General features: G+C 41.8%; 18 protein-coding genes. 12 read left to right on the top strand and 6 right to left on the bottom strand.

Annotation, left to right across the window (positions count from 1 at the left end; all coding sequences use genetic code 11):
- Nucleotides 1–4: 4 nt before the first annotated feature.
- Both DFQ04_RS06085 and DFQ04_RS06090 read right to left on the bottom strand, forming a co-directional pair.
- Nucleotides 5–787 carry a helix-turn-helix transcriptional regulator gene (locus DFQ04_RS06085; protein ID WP_243739638.1) on the bottom strand — a complete coding sequence of 261 codons (783 nt, stop codon included), beginning with the start codon at nt 785–787 and terminating at the stop codon, nt 5–7.
- Between the two features lie 156 nt (nt 788–943).
- Entirely contained in the window at nt 944–1,819 is an 876-nt protein-coding gene (locus tag DFQ04_RS06090; RefSeq protein ID WP_133553696.1) for a LysR family transcriptional regulator, read from the bottom strand.
- A gap of 95 nt (nt 1,820–1,914) precedes the next feature.
- On the opposite strand from DFQ04_RS06090, the gene hutH reads away from it, so the two are divergent.
- The 4 genes from hutH (at nt 1,915) to hutG (ending at nt 7,924) form a co-directional block, all read left to right on the top strand.
- Nucleotides 1,915–3,480, top strand: coding sequence for a histidine ammonia-lyase (gene hutH / locus DFQ04_RS06095; protein WP_133553698.1), 1,566 nt, complete (start codon nt 1,915–1,917; stop codon nt 3,478–3,480).
- A gap of 76 nt (nt 3,481–3,556) precedes the next feature.
- The gene (gene hutI / locus DFQ04_RS06100; protein WP_133553700.1) at nt 3,557–4,795 is read left to right on the top strand and encodes an imidazolonepropionase; all 1,239 of its coding nucleotides are present in this window, start codon (nt 3,557–3,559) and stop codon (nt 4,793–4,795) included.
- Nucleotides 4,796–4,904: 109 nt separating this feature from the next.
- A complete protein-coding gene (locus DFQ04_RS06105) occupies nt 4,905–6,905 on the top strand; it encodes a urocanate hydratase (protein WP_133553703.1) in 2,001 nt (666 codons plus the stop codon).
- A 62-nt stretch (nt 6,906–6,967) separates the two neighbouring features.
- A complete protein-coding gene (gene hutG, locus DFQ04_RS06110) occupies nt 6,968–7,924 on the top strand; it encodes a formimidoylglutamase (RefSeq protein ID WP_133553705.1) in 957 nt (318 codons plus the stop codon).
- A gap of 50 nt (nt 7,925–7,974) precedes the next feature.
- On the opposite strand, the gene DFQ04_RS06115 is transcribed toward hutG, so the two are convergent.
- Entirely contained in the window at nt 7,975–8,808 is an 834-nt protein-coding gene (locus tag DFQ04_RS06115; RefSeq protein ID WP_133553707.1) for a 1,4-dihydroxy-2-naphthoyl-CoA synthase, read from the bottom strand.
- Between the two features lie 99 nt (nt 8,809–8,907).
- Between DFQ04_RS06115 and DFQ04_RS06120 the strand changes: the two genes are divergently transcribed.
- Entirely contained in the window at nt 8,908–9,972 is a 1,065-nt protein-coding gene (locus DFQ04_RS06120) for an AMP-binding protein (RefSeq protein WP_133553709.1), read from the top strand.
- Nucleotides 9,969–10,397: a DUF2141 domain-containing protein gene (locus DFQ04_RS06125; RefSeq protein ID WP_133553711.1), complete on the top strand. Its 429-nt coding sequence runs from the start codon at nt 9,969–9,971 to the stop codon at nt 10,395–10,397. The genes DFQ04_RS06120 and DFQ04_RS06125 overlap by 4 nt, the downstream gene beginning before the upstream one ends.
- On the opposite strand, the gene DFQ04_RS06130 is transcribed toward DFQ04_RS06125, so the two are convergent.
- Entirely contained in the window at nt 10,394–11,005 is a 612-nt protein-coding gene (locus tag DFQ04_RS06130; protein ID WP_133553713.1) for a 2OG-Fe(II) oxygenase, read from the bottom strand. The two genes, DFQ04_RS06125 and DFQ04_RS06130, sit on opposite strands and share 4 nt — an antisense overlap.
- Nucleotides 11,006–11,077: 72 nt before the next feature.
- Here DFQ04_RS06130 and DFQ04_RS06135 point away from each other — a divergent pair, with 72 nt between their 5' ends.
- Together DFQ04_RS06135 and DFQ04_RS06140 are read left to right on the top strand one after the other, a co-directional pair.
- Nucleotides 11,078–11,839, top strand: coding sequence for a hypothetical protein (locus tag DFQ04_RS06135; RefSeq protein WP_133554380.1), 762 nt, complete (start codon nt 11,078–11,080; stop codon nt 11,837–11,839).
- A gap of 65 nt (nt 11,840–11,904) precedes the next feature.
- Nucleotides 11,905–12,957, top strand: coding sequence for a toll/interleukin-1 receptor domain-containing protein (locus DFQ04_RS06140; protein WP_133553715.1), 1,053 nt, complete (start codon nt 11,905–11,907; stop codon nt 12,955–12,957).
- Here DFQ04_RS06140 and DFQ04_RS06145 read toward each other — a convergent pair.
- Complete coding sequence (locus tag DFQ04_RS06145; protein ID WP_133553717.1) at nt 12,954–13,727, bottom strand: LexA family transcriptional regulator; 774 nt, start codon at nt 13,725–13,727, stop codon at nt 12,954–12,956. The two genes, DFQ04_RS06140 and DFQ04_RS06145, sit on opposite strands and share 4 nt — an antisense overlap.
- Entirely contained in the window at nt 13,724–13,981 is a 258-nt protein-coding gene (locus tag DFQ04_RS06150; protein ID WP_133553719.1) for a hypothetical protein, read from the bottom strand. Before DFQ04_RS06150 ends, DFQ04_RS06145 begins: the two co-directional genes overlap by 4 nt.
- A 314-nt stretch (nt 13,982–14,295) precedes the next feature.
- Here DFQ04_RS06150 and DFQ04_RS06155 point away from each other — a divergent pair, with 314 nt between their 5' ends.
- The 4 genes from DFQ04_RS06155 to DFQ04_RS06170 all read left to right on the top strand — a co-directional run bounded on the left by DFQ04_RS06155 (nt 14,296) and on the right by DFQ04_RS06170 (nt 21,135).
- Nucleotides 14,296–17,052, top strand: a complete 2,757-nt coding sequence (locus DFQ04_RS06155) for a TonB-dependent receptor (protein ID WP_133553721.1) — start codon at nt 14,296–14,298, stop codon at nt 17,050–17,052.
- Nucleotides 17,053–17,228: 176 nt separating this feature from the next.
- Nucleotides 17,229–19,136, top strand: a complete 1,908-nt coding sequence (locus DFQ04_RS06160; RefSeq protein WP_133553723.1) for a tetratricopeptide repeat-containing sensor histidine kinase — start codon at nt 17,229–17,231, stop codon at nt 19,134–19,136.
- The gene (locus DFQ04_RS06165) at nt 19,114–19,764 is read left to right on the top strand and encodes a response regulator (protein WP_133553725.1); all 651 of its coding nucleotides are present in this window, start codon (nt 19,114–19,116) and stop codon (nt 19,762–19,764) included. Before DFQ04_RS06160 ends, DFQ04_RS06165 begins: the two co-directional genes overlap by 23 nt.
- Before the next feature lie 72 nt (nt 19,765–19,836).
- Nucleotides 19,837–21,135, top strand: coding sequence for a hypothetical protein (locus tag DFQ04_RS06170; protein ID WP_133553727.1), 1,299 nt, complete (start codon nt 19,837–19,839; stop codon nt 21,133–21,135).
- Nucleotides 21,136–21,227: the final 92 nt, after the last annotated feature.

Genomic DNA, 21,227 nt, shown 5'->3' on the forward strand with positions numbered 1-21,227 from the left:
ATAATTATAAATCGGGAGAATTGCTTCTCCCGATTTTTTGTATGAAGTAAATCATCAATCCTAACTGGCCAATCTCGAAGAAAGTCATCGGTACGAGTCCGAATACCACTCCAAATCCTGAGAAAATCAGAATCCCTGCGATCAAACCCAAGACACCAATTACCTGCCCTAGTCCAAATTTCAGATTTTTATACCCGAAATAACTTGCTCCCAGAAAAGCATAGCCCAGGCCAAATGCTTCAAACTTAATCCAGTAATAATCCTCGATACTGAACAAAGGAGTATGAAGTGCAATCATATCCGCTGAATACATTAGGATATTAAAACCAATCATAACCCACAGGGCAATTTTCAAATACTTGTTTGGATAAAATCGCTCTAATCCCAGCAATCCGAGCAAAAAGCCAACATAGCTAAAAAAGGTGATCAATTTCACTCCGGTAAAGCCTGTTTTATTGGATACAAAACCATCTTCTATCCATTCATATTCCCAACCGATCTCAAAAAAAGCAATGAAAAAATAGAGTAAGCCCGACGCGAATGCGAAGTACAGATAGGATGGAACTTTCCTCTCCTCATCCTTAAAGCTACTTTTCACTTCTTCCCATTGAAAATCCAAGGCCTCAAAGAGTGCCTTGACCGTGTAACTCCTTGGAATCACTTCCCCAGCTTCGATTCGCTGGATTGTACGCACATTCAGATTGCATTTTTCGACGAGTTCTTCCTGCGTCAGTCCTTTGGCTTTTCTCAATTCAGAGATCTTTTTGCCTAATTCTGGTTGTTTCATGATGAATTTTGATTTTGAATTAACCATGGCAATTTCTTGGATTGGAATTGGACAAAGGGCGAAAAAGGGGCGGAATTAACCCGACATTAACCCGACATTTGTTTTTTAGGCTTTAAAGAGGATTTTAATGTTCAAAGGAAAAGCCTAAAAACCAAATCAAGATGGCAAAATCAAAGATAGAACCCTATTCAGTGCGGGATTCCTGTTTTCGGGTTTCCAAATCACTGAAAGCTCTGTAAACTGAGGAATACCCGGGATTTCCATAAATCTAACTTTTAAATCATATCCCTCCTTGAGCGAACTGGGAACTATTGCCACTCCCAAGCCATTTTCTACCAGTCTGAAAATGGTCAGGGCATGGACAGATTTGTGCTTGATTTTAGGAGAAAAGCCGGAATTCCTGCAAATACTCATGATTTGCTCAAAGTAGAAATTCGAGTAATCGGAAGAAAATAGGATAAAGGATTCCTCAGAAAACTGGCCTACACTTTTGAAATCCTTTTCACCGATTGGATGATTATCAGGAACAACCAGAGAAAAAGTATCCCGAAACACACCTTTCATTTTCAGATCCTGAGGCACAGAAGAAAGCCGGACAAATCCCAAATCAAGCTTATCCTTTTGGATCATTTCTACCTGCATCTGATTGCTTAATTCCTCCAAACTGGTAGTGATCAAAGGTTCTGAAGCATTGATGCGAGTTAGTAAATCAGGCAAGACCTTATTGGAAGCCGACCCCAAAAACCCTATCCTAAGCTCCCCTACTTTCCCCAAAGCAATTTCCTTCAGTTGCAACCTGGTAGTATCTAGGTGATTCAAGACAAAATCCACCTCCGATTTGAGATACTCTCCGGCTCGGGTTAATTCCACATGTTTCTGATCCCGTTCAAAAAGCTGGACTTCCAGAATTTCTTCCAGCTGCCTGATCTGCCGACTTAACCCTGGTTGGGAAATAAAAAGGCGTTCGGCGGCTTTTCGGAAGTTTAATTCCTCTGCCACAGCCTGAAAATAACTTAAGTGCCTAAGTTCCATTGATACCTAATAGTTATCTTTATATGATCATAATAGTATCAAAAAGCATCAAAAATTGAAAGTAATTTTGGAAAAGAATCTAAACCCAAGCCCACATGAACGCCTTTCGATACGGTCAAGATCATCTCACTGCTTCAATCGCATTAAAGTTAGCCCGAAAAGAAATCCAAGGGATTTTAAGCGCTGAAACCATTGAAAAAGTAAAAGCATCCTCAGAAGCAGTGGAGAAAATTGCAAAGGGAGAAAGGATAGTGTATGGGATAAATACAGGATTTGGTCCTCTTTGTACTAGTAAAATCTCCGCTTCAGACACGCAAACACTTCAGGAAAATCTTCTGAAAAGCCATGCCGTGGGAGTTGGAGAACCTGTAGATCTGGAAATTTCCAGGTTAATGCTGGTTTTGAAAGCCCATGCTTTGGCTCAGGGATTTTCAGGAATCCGGCTGGAAACTTTGGAAAGGATTATCTGGATGTTGGAAAACGACCTTATTCCAGTAGTTCCAATTCAAGGTTCAGTAGGCGCTTCAGGGGACTTGGCTCCCCTTTCCCATTTGTTCCTTCCCTTGATCGGAATGGGAAAAATTCATTACCAAGGTGAAATTCAAAAAACCTCGGAAGTTTTTAATAGACTGAAAATCAAAGCCCTAAAACTTGGCCCAAAGGAAGGATTGGCTTTGATCAATGGAACCCAGTTTATGGCAGCCCATGGAGTTAAAGTGGTGGAAAGACTTCATAATCTTTTGAGCCATGCGAGCATTACTGGAGCGATGATGATTGAAGGTCTGATGGGTTCTGTGAAACCATTTTCAGCAGAATTACATCAATTAAGGCCCTATGCCGGAAATCAGCATGTGGCACAAACCATCCTTAACCTTTTGCATGATTCAGAAATCGTAGCTTCCCACCTGCATTGTGCGCGGGTTCAGGATCCTTATTCCCTTCGCTGCATGCCTCAAGTGCATGGGGCAAGTTGGAATGCTTTTCGGCATGTAAAGGAAATTTTGGAGATTGAAATCAATTCAGTGACGGACAATCCCGTGGTGTTTAATGAAAATCACACCATTTCCGGAGGACATTTTCATGGACAGCCGATTGCTTTGCCACTGGACTATGCGACTTTGGCGGCCTCGGAAATTGGAAACATTTCTGACCGTAGGATTTACTTATCCATTGAAGGTGATACGCCTGGAGTCCCAAAATTGCTTTTGAAAGAAACTGGCTTAAACTCCGGATTGATGATCCCTCAGTATACCACTGCTGCCTTGGCTTCCGAAAATAAGGGACTTTGCTTTCCCGCTTCAGCAGATTCCATTCCTACCTCACTTGGACAGGAAGATCATGTAAGTATGGGAAGTATAGGCGCGAGAAAGGCACTTCGGGTGATTGAAAACGTGGAAAAGATTCTGGGAATCGAGCTGTTTTATGCCGCTCAAGCCATGGATTATCATGCTCCGCTAAAGTCCGGTAAAATTATGACGGCCATTTATCAAAAGGTTCGTGAATTAATCGATCCTGTGGTCAGTGATCGAATAATGTATGAGGACATGGAAACGGCAATCGATTTGGTGAAAAGCGGTGAACTGGTAAATCTAGCTAAATCTGTGGCCGATCAGGAAGGATTAGCTTTTGAAACCGAGTGGAGCAAATTGTTTAAATTCTAAAAAAGCTCACAGCTGACACAGATGTTCACAGATAAAATCTATCTGTGAACATCTGAGAAATCTGTGATACAACACCATGAAAAACCTAAAACTAATCGGCCCTTTTGCCCAACTTCTCACTTTAGATAAGCTTCCTTTAAAAGGTTCATTGAAGGACGAGCAATTAGAAATTCTTGAAAACTCGGGAATTCTGATCAATGGGGAAAAAATCCTGAAAGTTGGAGCTTGGGAAAAACTTTTGAAGGAATTTCCTGAGGCTGAAATTCAGGAATTAAAAGGTGATTATGTGGCAGTTCCTGGCTTGATCGACTGCCATACCCATATTTGCTTTGGAGGAAGCCGGGCAAGGGATTTCGCCATGAGGAATGCCGGGAAATCTTATTTGGAAATAGCAGCAGCTGGAGGAGGGATTTGGGATACAGTAACCCAAACCAGAAAACTTACCCAAGAGGAATTAACCCAAAGAGTCATTCAAAATGCTTCTAGGCATCTAGCCGATGGAGTCACGACCATTGAAGTGAAAAGTGGCTATGGGCTTTCTTTGGAGGAAGAACTTAAAATGCTCCGCGCCATTCAGTATGCCAATTCAAAAATTCCAGCTGATTTGGTTCCCACTTGTTTAGCAGCTCATATGAGGCCAAAGGATTTTGCAGGTTCCAATTCGGAGTATTTGGAGGAAATTTCTGAGTCTCTTTTTCCAATTCTTAAAAAGGAAAACTTGTGCAATCGTATAGATGCTTTTGTGGAGCAAAGTGCTTTTTCTCCGGAAGAAATACTCCCCTATTTTTCAAAAGCCAAGGAGTTAGGCTTTGAGCTAACGGTCCATGCTGACCAATTTACTGCTGGAGGATCCGAAGTTGCGGTGAAAGTCGGAGCACTCTCAGCAGATCATTTGGAGGCTTCAGGAGATCAAGAAATTTTAAGATTAGCCAAGTCCAATACCATTGCTGTTGCTCTGCCTGGGGCAAGTATTGGTCTAGGATGTGATTTTACACCAGCAAGAAAAATCTTGGATCAAGGAGGTGCTTTAGCAATCGCCTCCGATTGGAATCCGGGTTCTGCTCCCATAGGTGATCTATTGGCTCAGGCTTCGATTTTGGCAACTTTTGAAAAGCTGAGTTCGGCTGAAGTCTGGGCTGGAATCACTTTTAGAGCAGCCGCCGCTTTGGACTTAAGCGATCGGGGGAAAATAGTCCCTGAGTTGCTTGGGGACTTTGTCGCTTTCCCTACTTCGGACTATCGGGAAATTCTCTACCATCAGGGCAAAATAAAACCAACAAAAGTCTGGAAGTCTGGGGCTTTGATCTTCGGATGATAATTGGGATCAAAATTCCATAACCAAACTTTGGAAAGATCACCTGAATTGAGAAAGAGCTTTCCTGATTGATTTCTACAGGTAAAGAAATTCAAAAATTGAAATTGACATGACATTTAGAGAAAAGATATTACAAGGAATTCCAAGCAACCTTCCTCCGAAAAAAACAAGAAATCCCAACCTTTCCCATGCGCCTAAAAGAAAGGATATTCTTTCTCCTGAAGAGAAAAAATTAGCCTTGAGGAATGCTTTGAGGTATTTTCCAAAAGAATTGCATGAGGAATTAGCTAAGGAGTTCATTCAAGAATTGAAGGATTTCGGTAGAATTTATATGTATCGGTTTATACCGGATTACCCCATGCATGCTCGGGCGATTTCGGATTATCCCGCCAAAAGCCAACAAGCCGCAGCTATCATGCTGATGATCCAAAACAACCTGGATCCTGCAGTGGCCCAGCATCCTGAGGAACTTATAACCTACGGAGGAAATGGGGCGGTTTTTCAAAATTGGGCTCAGTACCTGTTGACCATGAAGTATCTGGCAGAAATGTCTGATGAGCAAACCTTACACATCTATTCTGGTCATCCTATGGGGCTTTTTCCCTCTACTCCAGAGGCTCCACGAGTGATCGTGACTAACGGGATGATGATTCCCAATTACTCCAAACCAGACGATTGGGAGCGATTTAATGCCTTGGGAGTCACCCAATATGGACAAATGACTGCGGGTTCGTACATGTACATTGGCCCACAAGGAATCGTCCATGGAACGACCATTACGGTAATGAATGCTTTCCGAAAAAAACTTCAATCGGGGGAATCTTCCCGAGGAAAAATCTTTTTGACGGCAGGGCTTGGAGGAATGAGCGGAGCCCAACCCAAAGCAGGAAATATTGCTGGATGTATCACGGTATGCGCAGAAGTCAATCCTTCTGCAGCAAAAAAAAGACATGAACAAGGATGGGTTGATGAATTGATCGAAGACTTGGATTCCTTGGTGATAAGAGTCCGAAAGTCAAAAGAAAATCTTGAAGTAGTTTCAATTGCTTTCCTGGGTAATGTGGTAGATGTTTGGGAGCGATTTGATGAGGAAAGCATCTTTGTGGAACTTGGCTCAGACCAAACTTCCCTTCATAATCCCTGGGCCGGAGGGTATTATCCAGCAGGATTAAGTTTTGAGGAATCAAATCGACTGATGGCAGAAAATCCTGAAGAATTCAGAGCAAAAGTTCAGGAATCACTTAGAAGACACGCATCCGCCATCAATCGACATACGGCAAAAGGAACCTATTTCTTTGACTACGGAAATGCTTTTTTGCTGGAAACATCTAGAGCTGGAGCAGATGTGATGGCAGAAAATGGAATCGACTTTAAATACCCAAGCTATGTCCAAGACATTTTAGGACCAATGTGCTTTGATTATGGTTTTGGGCCATTTAGATGGGTTTGTACCTCAGGGAAAGCTGAAGACCTTAGAAAAACCGATCAAATCGCCGGTGATATCTTGGAGCAAATCAAGGCCACAGCTCCAGATTCCATTTCTCAACAAATGCAGGACAATATCACTTGGATTCGGGAAGCTGAGAAAAACAAACTTGTAGTCGGCTCCCAGGCCAGAATTCTCTATGCTGATGCTGAAGGTAGGGCAAAGATTGCAGAGGCCTTTAATCTGGCAATTGCCAAAGGTGAGATTTCTGCACCGATAGTATTGGGAAGAGACCATCACGATGTTTCTGGCACAGATTCCCCTTACCGTGAGACTAGCAATATTTACGATGGAAGCCGATTTACAGCCGATATGGCTATCCACAATGTCATTGGAGATAGCTTTAGAGGTGCCACATGGGTCTCAATTCACAATGGCGGAGGAGTTGGCTGGGGAGAAGTAGTGAATGGAGGTTTCGGTTTGGTTTTGGATGGAAGTCAGGAAGCTGAGAGGAAATTGAAATCCATGCTTTTCTATGATGTAAATAACGGGATCGCCAGAAGAGCCTGGGCTAGAAATTCAGGATCTCTGGAAGCTATTCAGCGAGAGATGGATAGAAGTCCAAAATTAAAAGTAACACTTCCAAACTTGGTTGATGATCATATTCTTGAAGGGCTGGATTAACAGCCCTTTTCTTTTTTTCACCCAAGTCAATTACCTTTAAATATATCCCAAACCTATTTCCTATGAACCTAAATCAAAATCCAAGTGCCTCCAACTGGAATGGAAGAAAATCTGACTCAACAGAATACTGGCATCAGGCTGTCCAGCTTGTTTCAGGTTTAAATTTCTCAACCCAATCAGGAAAAAAAATAGGAATTCTGGGCTATTCCGGGGAAGAAGGAGTCATTCGGAACCAAGGAAGATTAGGAACCCAAGAAGCTCCGGCTGCGATCAGAAAAGTTTTGGGTTCGACCGCTTTACATCTTCCTGATCAGGTTCCAATTTTGGACTATGGAGATATTGTCACTCTGGATGGGGATATGGAAGCCTCTCATGAGGCGATTTCAGAAATTTCCTATGAGCTTTTGAAATCAAATCACTTCCCAATTCTCTTGGGTGGTGGGCATGATCTTGCATATGCTAATGGCAAAGGAGTGAGTAAATATGTGTTGGAAAAGGAAGAGAAACTCGGAATAATAAACCTAGATGCACATTTTGACCTCAGGCCCTTGGCTAATGGAAAAGGACACTCAGGTTCACCTTTTTTTCAATTGGCGGAGGAACTAAAAGGAGATTTTCATTACCTCGCTTTGGGGATTCAAAGAGCAGGTAATCCTAAATCGCTTTTCGAAACTGCCCAAAAAGTAAAGGCCAAATACCTTGTGATGGAGGAGTTTAGACTGCACAATTGGGAATATATCGAGGAGCAGATTATTTGGTTTTTGGACTCAGTAAATAAGGTCTACTTAAGCGTGGATTTGGATGGATTTTCCTCGGCTTTTGCACCAGGAGTTTCGGCTCCTTCTCCCATGGGATTTGATCCGCATATCGCATTCAAGGTTTTTGAATTGATTGCCTCCAGTAAAAAATTGATCAGCTTGGATGTGGTAGAACTGAATCCGAAATACGATCAAGACCATGCCACCGCAAGGCTTGCTGCCAGAACTGTTGAGTACATTGCCCGCAAAATATTTGAATAAAAAAAGCCTGATTTTCATCAAATCAGGCTTGAAGTATCTTTAGACTTAAATTAAGGTATCCATTTGATATTCTTAAAGTTAGGCTTTCTTTTTTCTAGGAAAGCATTTCTACCTTCCTTGGCCTCTTCAGTCATATAAGCCAGTCGGGTAGCCTCTCCTGCAAATACTTGCTGACCTACCATGCCATCATCTGTCAAGTTCATGGCGAATTTCAGCATTTTGATAGAAGTTGGAGATTTGGCTAAAATTTCCTGAGCCCATTCATAAGCTGTGGATTCAAGTTCAGCATGAGGAATTACTGCATTGACCATTCCCATCTCGTAAGCCTCTTGAGCCGAATAATTTCTACCCAGAAAAAAGATTTCACGGGCTTTCTTCTGTCCTACCATTTTTGCAAGATAGGCAGAACCATAGCCCCCATCGAAACTGGTGACGTCAGCGTCTGTCTGTTTAAATATCGCATGTTCCTTACTCGCCAAAGTCAAATCGCAAACTACATGGAGACTATGCCCCCCTCCTACAGCCCAACCTGGAACCACGGCAATCACCACTTTTGGCATAAAACGGATGAGCCTCTGCACTTCAAGAATATTTAATCTATGGTATCCGTCATCCCCAACATAGCCTTGATGTCCTCTGGCCCTTTGGTCACCACCGGAACAAAATGCCCAACCTCCATCTTTCGGGGAAGGTCCTTCACCTGAGAGCAAGACAACTCCAATGGAAGTATCTTCCTGTGCATCATAAAAAGCATCATATAATTCTGCAGTGGTTTTTGGTCTAAAGGCATTTCTTACTTCAGGCCTATTAAAGGCGATTCGGGCCACCCCATTGCATTTTTTATAAGTTATATCTTCGTATTCTTTGGCAGTAATCCACTCCATGGTTTTCGTTTTGGTTAAAAATCCGATTTTTTTGCAAGATAACCCTCTTGTCTGAAATTTGTTGAGTAGGCCAAGACCATACTTTTCTTACATTTCTTCATGTTCCAGCTTCGCTTTGAAAATCAGGTATTCAGCAAAACTTCAGATTTTGAACAAAATCTTGAAGGTCTTCCTGATTTCGCGAAGGAGTCTATTTCCTTTTGCAAATTTTGGCTAAATGGAACAACTGAGTTTAACCAACAAACTTCAGGATCCACGGGTATTCCCAAAACTATCAGAATCTCTCGAAGCCAATTCTTAGCCAGCGCCAAAGGAACCGGTGAATTTTTCCAAATGGGAGAAAATTCCAGAATACTTTGTTGCTTGAATCCTGCCTATATCGCTGGAAAAATGATGCTGGTTCGGGCAATGGTTTGGAATTGTGAATTGGTTTTGGTCGAACCCAATTCTGACCCTTTAAAAAATTGCTCCGGAGAATTTGATTTGGCAGCATTTGTCCCCTTGCAAGTTGAAGGGACTTTCAACAATCCTGAAAGCCTTGCCAAGCTTAAGTCTATCAAAAACTTGATTATTGGAGGTGCACCGCTTTCCTCTGGATTGAAGCAAAAGCTTATTTCCTCCCAAATTTCAGCTTATCAGACGTATGGGATGACAGAGACTGTTTCCCATATCGCCTTGGCAAGGATCGAAGCAGGAGAAATGCTGTATAAAACCTTACCTGGTGTAATCATTGGGAAAGATGAACGAGGTGCGCTTTGGGTACTTTCTGAAATGGGAGGACCTGAAAAAATCCAGACCAATGACCGCATAGAACTCTTTTCGCCAAATTCTTTCCATTGGCTAGGACGAGTGGATTTTGTGATCAATTCCGGTGGAATCAAGCATTTCCCTGAAGAATTAGAGCAAAAAATCGAGCCATTGGTCGATAAATATTTTCCCAATTCAAGGTTTTTCATTTTTGGTGAATCAGATGAAAAGCTGGGAGAAAAAATTGTACTTCTTGTCGAAAGAAAGGAAAATCAAAAATCAGCGATTGATTTGCTAGAGGATTTAAAAAATGTTTTGAACAAATATGAAATTCCAAAAGCAATCTATTTAAGAACAGAATTTGCAGAAACCCCAACAGGCAAAATAGATCGCAAACGAACTTTCGCAAATCCATGATTTTTTTGATTCTTTCCCTTTTTCTTCAACTAGGCAATCCCACGGTTCAGGATAAAGTCAACACCAAACTTTTGATCCAAATCCATCATACTAAATCAGATCAGGGGAAAATTCGAATCCTGATTTTTTCAAGTGAAAAAGGGTTTCCCGATCAACCTGAGCATGCCCTAAAAAGCTATTCAATCACACCAAAAAACAAAGCAGGAGAATTACTGGTAGAAGACTTACCTGAGGGTAAATATGCCGTTTCAGTCATTCATGATGAAGACGGAAATGGGAAATTAAATACCAATGCGGTGGGATATCCTTCAGAAAAGTTTGGATTCTCAAATAATCCGAAGGTCTATTTTAGCATTCCAAGTTTTGAAAAGGTGGCCTTTCAGCTGACCAAAGAAGCTAAAACCATTCTTATCAACCTTCATTAGTCGATATCTTTCAGCCAGCCTGTGATGCTGATTCTTTCTTTTTTGGTAGGCAAAACTTCATGAGGAATTTCCCCACTCAGGAACACAACTAATCTGCCTCCCACTGGCAAAACATCCTCTACTCGCTCTGAACCATCCTCCTGAGGAAAATACATTCGCAAAGCCCCTTCGTCTTCTTGGCTCCAAGAATCATTCAGATACAAAATCACGGTAACCACACGGTGAGGAACTTGATTAAATTGGTCTAAATGTCTAATGTAAAAAGAACCAATTGGATACCTGGCAAAATGCCCTTCGAATGACTTTAGCCCTAAGAAGCAACGCTGGTTGATCGCTTTTCTGACCTGATCTACCTTATCCCAATAAGCGGCCTGTAAGGGAGTCAACTGATCAGCTTCCATCCACAAAACCTGGTCATTCCGGATTTCTGTTCGGATCTGCTTTTTGTCTCCTGTTCCCACGGCTGCTTGACGAAATTTCCCCTCATTCAATAACCTGGTCTGTTCCTCCAAAAGAGCAACTCGAAACTCCTCCTCAATAAACCCATCAATGACCACGTAGGAGTTGGAATATATTTCAGCACTAATTCGGTCAAGTATCTCTTCCATAGATTTGGCTTTGGGCTGCAAAATAACCACTTAATTGAGCGAAAAACCATACTTTTGCGGAAAGCATTCGAGATGAATTCCTCAAAAATAAACTACACAGGACTTGTCCTGGAATACGACTCAGGTATTGTTCCCCCACCATACAGCCACGTTTTTCGCTTAGCCCTGGACTGGTCAAAAGGTGATCTGGAAGCGCAATTAGACTTGCATTACACAGAACGGGAAGAACTAAGTGAGGAAGAAATTCTGGATGAGGGATTCACGCTTCAGGATGATTTCAGCTATAAAGGAAAGCTAAACTCCATCTGGATCAAGCCTTTGCAGCAAATGCATGACAAGACCAAATGGACCAATAAGGACATTGAAGAGGGAGGAATCTCGGTTACGCTAACTGAAAAAGGAAAAGACCTTGGCTTAAAAATTCCTTCCAATCAAGAGGAATGGCAATTGATGGCTCAGGACCTAATCCAGGCGATTTATGAAACCATCAAAAAAGAAGCTCCTCTCAAGGTGAGTTACCGAAAAGTCAGCTCGGAGGATACGATTGATTGCAGTTTAACAGTTCATTTTTCAAACCGGGAAGTGATTTTTGAGAAAAATGGAAAGTCCAATCCAGTGAATTGGGAATATGCCATTCAGCTGATGAAAATGATTTTTACTCCGGACTATCACTACGAACTGGCCAAGGAAGAAGCAGGTAAAAAACGTGGTGAATACATTGAATGCGGAGATGGGTATTGGCATGAGTTGGGAAAAGGCGTGGTCAATATTGACCCTTCTTTCGATGCTGTTGGCAAAATCAAGCAAGGCTTCGAAGAGCTCCTAGGAGAATAATTATCTCCTATTGCATATAAGAGACTGATTTAATTAACTTTAGAGAAGGTTAAATCAGTTTTTTTATGGAAAAAGATAAAATTTTTATCAGTCACAGGCATTCTGATACGCAAAGTGATTGCAGAGCGCTAAAAAGCGAACTTCAAAAGCATTTTGGAAAAGAAAACGTTTTCCTGGATATCGAGAATTTAGAACCAGGAATCAAATTTGCCGAGGCAATTGAAAAAACGCTTGCACAAAGCAAAGTTGTGTTGGTCGTGATGGGCCCGGATTGGCAAGGTCCTAAAGATGAAAATGGTATACCACGCCTATTTCAAGAAAATGACTGGGTAAGACGTGAGGTAGCCGCTTCACTTCAAAGTCCCGGTACTCGGGTAATTCCAATTCTGCTAAAGAATATCTCTGAGCCTAAAGCTTCAGACCTACCGGATGATTTAAAACCTTTGGCCGAACTACAAGCCACGGAGATTAATATTAAGCGCTGGGATTACGATGTTGAGCAATTGATCAAGTTCCTAGAGAAAATTGTTCCTAGAAAACCAAACCCAATCCATGAAAGTGGATCTACTTCCAGAAGAGTTATTCCTCCTCCCCCTCCAAAAAGCTGGTTAGCTAAAAACTACCTCTGGGTCCTAGGTGGGGTGGTTGCTTTGTTTGTTATTATTGGTATAGCTGGGACAGAACCCACAACTTATCCTATTGATGACGAGGTCATTGGGGGTGATTATGAAAAAGACTCTGAAAATGGAAATTCAGGCAATCCCAATATTTCTGGGAACCCTCAGCAAAACAATCCTCCAGCCACAAATCAAAAGTCCATTATTCATGACTTATCCGGAAGATGGGTCTTACAGGATATTGAGGGAAATCAATCCACTTTAGTTTTCACTCAGAATGGAAATACTTTTGAGTTTTTGGAATACAACATTTTAAATAATCAAATTGGAAAAGGATCTGGGGTAATCGATGGGAACAATTGGACAGCGGACTATTACAATACCATGTTTAATATAGGCGGAAAATTATCCATGGCTACGTCCAATTCGGGTTCGAGTTGGGAAGGCTTAGTAATCGTTCCTGAAGTCGCCTCCACCCAAATTTCCCTTACGCGAAATTAACTTTTAATCCTTCTCAAGTCCGATTGGATATCCCGAATCATATCCCCTAGGTCTTCCAGGCTTAGGGGTTTCTTTTTGTCCCCAGGGTTAGGAAAATCAGTACTGATAAAAGCTTTTGCCTCCCAGATTTCTAGTACATCTTCCCCTCTCACCTCATAGGGCTTGTATTGATCATTATCGGAAACCAGGAACAATTTCCCGTTTTCAGCCAAATAGTTAAACACCCGCTTGTAAACCACCCCTTCGGTTTGAGTAACCAAAACATAGGTTTGACCACTTTTGATTTGCTTCAATTGATCCACATAAGCTCCAACTACGATAGTTCCCGGAACCAAGGGAAGCATGGAATCACCTGCCAGTTCGAAGGCTCGGTAAGTTGCTTGCCTGGATAAATTTGGGAGATGAAACTGAGGCAATGACTCCATAAACTCAGGATCAGCAAATCCATTGAGATATCCAGCCGAGGCTTTTTGTGCCACCAGAGTTATATTTTCCTTATCATTAGCATCTGCAGCTATGGTAAGAATCTGCATGCCCCGCTTTTGAAGAACTCTCCTACCCTTCATTTCGATGTCATGCTCGATCAACTCTTCAATACCAACCTCCAGCAAGTCACAAATTTTTTGAAGTGTAGCCAACTTGGGCTCAGATCTTCCATCTTCATAGGCAGAGATCATGGTGCGCTGCACGTCCAATTGATCTGCCAAATCATTTTGAGTAATTCCCTTTTGCTTTCGCAAAAAACGGAGGTTTGAAGCCAAGTAACTCATGCTGAAAACAGGTAAAATTTATGATCTTCTTCCGCTGGTGGTAAAGGAAAAAATGGATTGAGATTCATCAATTCCTCTTTTCTTCTCTCCAATCGATTTTTAATCTCATCGATAATTTCTCCAACTGGTTTTGGCTCGGTCACCAAAAGATATCCGTATTGAGGTCTGGTCTCATCTTCAATAAAAAACTTCACTTGGCAATTACCCGACGCTAAAGTTTTTGTGGTGATGCTGATTTTGTCTTGTGTTTCCATAACTGCTTATCCTTACGGACACTAAGTTATAAATGTTACTTTTATAAACATCTATTTGACACAAAAATAAACATTTTATTCTGACGAGTATTGTCAAAAAATATTTTCAAGTGGTAAATGACTATTTTTCAGGACACTACATGATAGTTCTGGCTTTTTTCCACGAAAGGTTGCTGTTCATTTGCTCTATTGACCGCTCAGCCAATTCTAGCCAAAAAAGTAAACCCAAGCTGGGTTATTTTGTATTTATAAGTGTATTGCCCTTGTATTCGATCAAGGGAAAACAAGAAATACATAGCGTATCTACCAAACCAATGAAATATTTTCTACCTATTCTTTTTCTTTTTGGAAGCGTTAATCTGGCATTTTCCCAAACTTATACCGTAAAAGGAAATGTTCATGAATATGGAAAACAGGACGCTATTCCTTATGCTAATATTCTTTTGCTGGCCGTCACCGACTCCTCTCAGGTAGCCGGCACTATCTCTGATTTGGATGGTGAATTTGAACTGACAGGAGTTCGAGACGGGGATTACCTTTTCAAAATCCAATACCTGGGTTACCAAAATTACTTCAGGCTTCTCAGGGTGAATTCCAATTTGGATTTAGGGACAATTAGTCTCAGAGAGGAAGCTACAGCTTTGAATGAGGTAGTCGTTGCTGCGAGAAGATCCACAGGAAATCAACGAAGTGATACTACCATGTACAATGCGGATGCTTTCAAAACCATGAAAGATGCAAGTGCTCAGGTATTGATTGAAAAATTGCCCGGTGTGGTCTCAGAAAATGGAATTCTTCAGGCTCAAGGGGAAAATATCGCCCAAATCTTAGTGGACGGCAAGCCATTTTTCGGAACTGACGTACGAGCTGCCTTGCAAAATCTTCCTGCAGAGGTCATTCAAAGCATCGAGATATTTGATCAAAAAAGCGAAAAAGCCCAACTCAGTGGTTTTGATGATGGGGAGCGATTAAAAACCATCAATATCATCACCAAACCCAATCGAAGAAAAGGAGAATTTGGAAAAACTACAGTGGGATATGGTACGGATGATCGATATCTTGTGGGGGCAAGCATCAATGCCTTTGATGAAGATCAGCGAATTACTTTCACAGGCTTGGCCAACAATGTTAACCTATTGAATTATTCAAGTGACGCCAATGCCCAAGCGGATGGGCGTCCTCAAGAGGGAATTGTGACTACCAATATCCTCGGACTAAACTATACTGATCTTTGGGGAGAAAAAATGAAAGTCTCCGGAAGCTATACCTTTTCCAATCGGGAAAATGTCGGGATTGTGACCCGATTTAGAGATTTTGTCACGACTGACAACTCAAATCAGGAATATTCTGAAACTTCCAGGGATGTACGTGTAAACAATGAACATCAGGCGGATTTAAGATTGGACTACAATCCGGATTCTAAAAACAGGATTCTTTATATACCAAGGTTCACGGCCAGATTTGAAACAGAAAATTCAGGATTTTTCGGTGAGACAACCGATGGCTTTACGCCTATCAACCAAGTAGAAAACGTAAAAACCGGAAACTACGAAGAGTTTGATTTCTTCAATAGACTTCTCTATAGCCATAAATTTGATAAACCCGGTAGAACAGTAACACTTAGAACCATTTACCATAGAGGTTGGGATAATGACCTTAGTGATCGCGTGGCTCGAAATACATATTTTGAAGAGGATGGTGAGCGAAATGAGCTGATCAACCAAAGAACCACTAGAGCAAGGGTTGGCAACCGCTGGGAAACCGGAATTTCATTTACAGAGGCTTTAGGTGAAAAGAGCCAAATAGAAATAGAATACGAAATAGGAAACAGGGACAACAATTCAGAACAGCTGATTTTTGATGTGGAAGGAGGAGATTTCAATTCTGGAAATATGGCTTTGGATACAGCTCTAAGTAACACTTTCCAAAGCGACTACCTTACTCAGGAGTTTGAATTAGGCTATCAATTCAAAAATGACAAGCTAAGAATGCAGACCGAAGTCCAATATCAGGATGCCAAATTGGACAACAAGCAGGAATTCCCTCAGCCATTCGACTTGGAAAGACGATTCTCAGCTGTCCTTCCTACGCTTCGTATGGAGTATAAATTCAGTCCTAACACCAATATCCAGTTTGACTACGATACCCGGACTAATGAGCCTCAAATCCGACAACTTCAACCGGTAATTGACAATTCGAATCCTTTGCAACTTAGAACAGGAAATCCTGATTTGAATCAAGCTTACAACCATCAGTTTAGAGTCAGATTCAGAAGTCAAAATCCTGATTCAGATAAAAGCTGGTTTCTTTTTGCCCAATCTAGCCTCATAAACAATTACATCAGCAACAGTACTTTTATTGCAAGCGAACCCACCGAAATCCAGGATGGAATCATTTTGGAAAAGGGATCTCAGCTGAATAAACCCGTGAATTTGGATGGATACTGGGATATGCGTTCCTGGCTGAGTTATGGGATGCCTTTGGACTTTATTAAATCCAAACTCAATATCAACGCTGGTTTAGGTGTGAGCAAAAGACCTGGGCAGGTCAATGATCAAATCGGATTCAACAATTCCCAAAGATTAAGCACTGGATTTTCGATCAACAGCAGCATCAGCGATCAGATTGATTTCAATATTTGGTCTCGATCCTCCTTTAACAATGTGGAGAATACACTTAATGCAAACCTCAACAATAGATTTTTCCAGCAGCGATTCAGTGTGAATTTCAACTGGATCATTTGGGAAGGATTTATTTATAGACTTGACTTAAACCATCAGATCAATTCCGGTTTGAGCGAAGGCTTCGATAACAGTTTCTCCTTGGTCAATATGAGTTTGGGTAAAAAGATATTTGCCAACCAAAGAGGCGAGATCAGCATCATGGTTTATGACCTATTGAAGCAAAATGCCAATGTGCGAAGAAATATCACCGAGACTTTCATTGAGGACATCCAAACCAATGTGCTTCAGCAATACTTTATGATTTCCTTTACGTATAACCTCAGAAGATTCAGTAAAGGAATGGACGAAGATTCCTACAATGAGATGTATCAAGATCAGGAAAACTGAAATGACAAAAGCCACTGGAAGCCTCAATTTTTGAGGCTTTTTTTTATTTTTATTCTGGTCGATCGCAAAGAGATTTTTTCAAATAACCTTATCTTAATCCTGAATTATTCATTGGTAAATCATGAATTCACCAAAGAATTTCTCCCCGACCCTATCCCTTTCTAATCTTTAAAAAAATGCCCAGCAAGCGTTTGATTTCCAGAGTCATTTTGGCTTTCTTTTTTTTGTTGATGGGAAAAAACACCGCCGCCCAGGATTTAAAAAAGACTCTCCAAAAAGGAGTCATGTCAGCCGATTCAAGTGTCTATTTCTTTTCAGCTGCAAAATCCCTTGTCAAAAACCCCGCGGATCAGGCTGATTTTGACTTTGCGAAAAACGCCTTTTTTTCAGATCATGGAATACTGGATAGTTGCATTTACTATGGAGAGAAGGCCCTTACCTATTTCGAAAAAGTACATGACCTGAACAAAATGATCTATGTCCGTCACAATATGGGCAAAGCCTACCGCAGTGCCGGAGATTACGAACAAGCAATTCAGATTTCCTTTGAGGCACTTCCCTTGGCGGAAGAATTAAAAAGTCTATCCTGGCAGGGTTGGTTGCTACAGGGAATTTCCAACAATTACCACGACTTCTCAGGATATGAAAAGGGAGTTTATTATGGCAAAAAAGCCTATGAGATTCTCCTTCAAAACCAGGAAAATGACCCCATGAGTGTGGTACTCGCATTGAATTCCATTGCAATCAACTATGACGACTGGGGCAAATACGACAGCGCACTCTTTTTCCACTCCAAAGTGATGGAGCTAAAAAGTTCTCTCGATACGCTTCAAATTGGCTTTACTTACAACAACATCGGGAATACGCTGATCAAACTCAATCGACTCGAGGAAGCCAAACCCTGGATCCAAACAGCCATCAAAATCAGTGAGATCAACTCAGAGTCCGGGATTTCGGAAGATTATGATCTGGCCACTTATTACACCAACCTAGGAAGGATCAACACCAAAACAGGCAATCTCAAAGAGGCCGGAGAGGCATTGACCAAAGGAAAATTCTACTCGTTCCGAAGTCAAAGTCAGGAAAAAATCGGCGACAATTATGAGGCGCTTTATGAGTTTTTCAAAAATTCCCAACGCCCAGATTCTGCTCTTTTTTACCACGAACTCCTCACCCAAATCAACGACAGCATTTTCAATGAGAAAAATGCCCAGCTGATTACCGAGACCGAAACTAAATACCAGGTCGCAGAAAAGGAGCGGATTTTGGCAGAGGAAAAACTCAAAAACCAACGGATCACGTTTGGCGCTGCGGCTTTGGGAATCTTTCTGTTGGCTTCCATCGGGATTGGCTTTTTAACTGTCAAGCAGCAAAAACTTAAAAACCATCAGCAGCAACAGGAGATTGAATTCCAAAAAATCAAAGCTCAGGTAGATATCCAAAACCGGCTTCAGGAGCAGCGATTTACAATTTCCAGAGATTTACACGACAACATCGGCGTACAACTCACATTCATCATTCTATCTGTCGATCAGCTGAAAAAAAGCCTTCAACCGCTCAGTGAGAGGGCCGTCAACAGCTTGGATTCGATCAAGTCCTTTACCCAATCTACCATCATCGAACTACGGGATACCATTTGGGCCATGAACAAACCCAAAATGAACTTCGCCGATTTGAAGGAACGATTGTGGGGTTTTATCGAAAAGGCCAAATATTCAGAAACAATCGCCTTCAGCTTTGAAATGGATGAAGCATTGGAGGAACAGAAGCTGAGTTCCTTTGAGGGAATCACCATCTACCGGATCATTCAGGAAGGCGTTCACAATGGTTTCAAGCATGCCGAGGCTGGCAATATCACCATTTGCCTTCGAAAAAAAGGAAACGATGGACTGGAAATTCTGATCGAAGATGACGGAAAAGGCTTTTCCTTGGAAGAGGCCGAATATGGAAACGGGATATTAAATCTCAGGAAGCGTGTTTCGGATTTGAGGGGAAAAATAGATATTGAATCCACGATCCAAAAAGGCACCAAAATCAGGATTGACTTACCCGAAAACTTCCATGATTCGACTCGGAATAGCTGAAGATAGCCCCTACATATTAAAAGCGCTGATCGAAAAACTGAGCTCGATACCCGAGGTGCTTTTGAAAATAAAGGCATTGAATGGCAAGGACTTACTCGAAAAAATCCAGCTGGACAGTAACCTTGACTTGATTCTAATGGATATCGAAATGCCCGAAATGAACGGGATAGAGGCAACTTACCAGATCAAACAGCGCTGGCCCCAGATCAAAGTAGTCATGCTGACTGTTTTTGATTCAGATGATAAAATTTTCAATTCCATCCGGGCTGGTGCAGATGGCTACCTGCTGAAAGATGCCGAAAATCAAGATCTGGAAAAAGCGATCCGGGACACCTTAGAAGGCGGTGCTGCGATGACCCCATCCATCGCACTGAAAACTCTTCGTCTGCTCAGAAATCCACATCTCCCCGAAAATCTTGAAGATCCTGAAGAAGTCAGACTTTCAAAGCGAGAAATCGAAATCCTGGAACAGCTCAGTAAAGGACTGAAATACAAGATGATCGCAGACAATCTTTTCCTATCCGTCGGCACCGTCAAAAAACACGTGGACAACATCTACTCCAAACTTCAGGCTCACAACAAACTTGAAGCCATCCAAAAAGCAAAATCCAATCGACTGATCGGATAGAATACTGAAAATAGCGTATTTCCAAAGCTGAGTTTCCCTTCTACTTTCGGAGAAAAAAAACCGAAAGCAGCTATGAAGTTTAAATATATTTTTCTTTTTCTGGCCTTGATGGGAAGCATGGCTTCCTGCGATCTGATCAATGGCGGAGATGACAACACGGATGGCTCCTCCGGTGGCTCATCAGGAGCAGACCAATTGGCCAAGGAAGTGGCAGAGGCCAAGGCCTTCTACACCAAACAGGGGGCTCAGTTCAAATTTCGGGTGCATGCATTCAACGGAGACTTGAACAATGAGCATTGGATGTTCCTGAAAGAGATTTTTGAACGAAACGGGAAAATCTCCTTTATCTCTGAGTCTTGGACGACTTTCGGAGGAACCACCTTCGTCTACAAAATAAATGCGACAGGTGAACTGATTCTTGATCCGATCTTTGGTGGAAATCAGCTGAATCCACGAAATGAAAATGAAATCAATGCCGAAGATCAGCTGGTAGTCTATCAATACGCTTCTGGTGCCGTGACTCATGGTGTATATGGAAATTCACGAGGGGTAATGCATAACCTAAGCACCCAAAAGAATAATCAAACCCCAATGACTAATTCCGACCAGGGATATTTACTTAATCTCAAAGGCAAGAGCTTTGTATTTAGTATGGGTTTGAATTCAAACACTGGTTTTCCAAGCCTTTACACCTTTGTTCCAGGCGTACCTCCAGCAGCAGATCGATGGGATTTGACAGACCTTCCCAATTTTAAAAATGTCGGAATAAACTTTACCAATGATGCTTCCAAAGCCGGAAATCCAAACAAGGTCTTCTGGACTTGGATAAGCTATGATGCGGTGAATACCACTAATGGAAAACTCCATTGCGTTTCCTTTGACGGCAATAACTTCAGCACCATCACTTCAAAAGCAATCGGGCCCGTCGGAGAGACACTTTCCATGGAGAAAAAACACATGCCAGTCCTCTATAAAAATCCAAACAATCTGGACCAACCTTATATCGTGATTCGAAGATGGAACAATCCAAACATCTTGGACATTTACAAATACACAGGATCTAGCCTTGAAACTGTAGCTGAAGGTGTCAACCTTCCAACAACACTTCCTGCATCCAACGGAGTTACGCGTGATTTCAAAGAAATTGCCTTCACAGGGAGCAATGTGTACATGATTGCCCAAGCAGACAAAAGGCTATACAAGCTGAAAGGAAAAGAATGGGAAGTCATCGGACAAAATCTCCTCACCTTAGATAATACATTTACCGCAATCGAAGGTGGTGCAGATGGTCTTTATGTGGGACTTACCACGATACTTCAAAATGGCGGCCCAAAACGTATTGCCGCAGACTTGGTGTATTTGAAAAATTGATTTTTTGCTGGGTGAGCGCTTGGCCCGGGCGATAGTCCGGGCCGTTTTTTCCCACTCTATTCTGATTTTGAAAAAAGCCCTCCGAGGAATTA

Origin of the sequence: Algoriphagus boseongensis, from assembly GCF_004362805.1 — a bacterium.
Lineage (GTDB): Bacteria > Bacteroidota > Bacteroidia > Cytophagales > Cyclobacteriaceae > Algoriphagus > Algoriphagus boseongensis.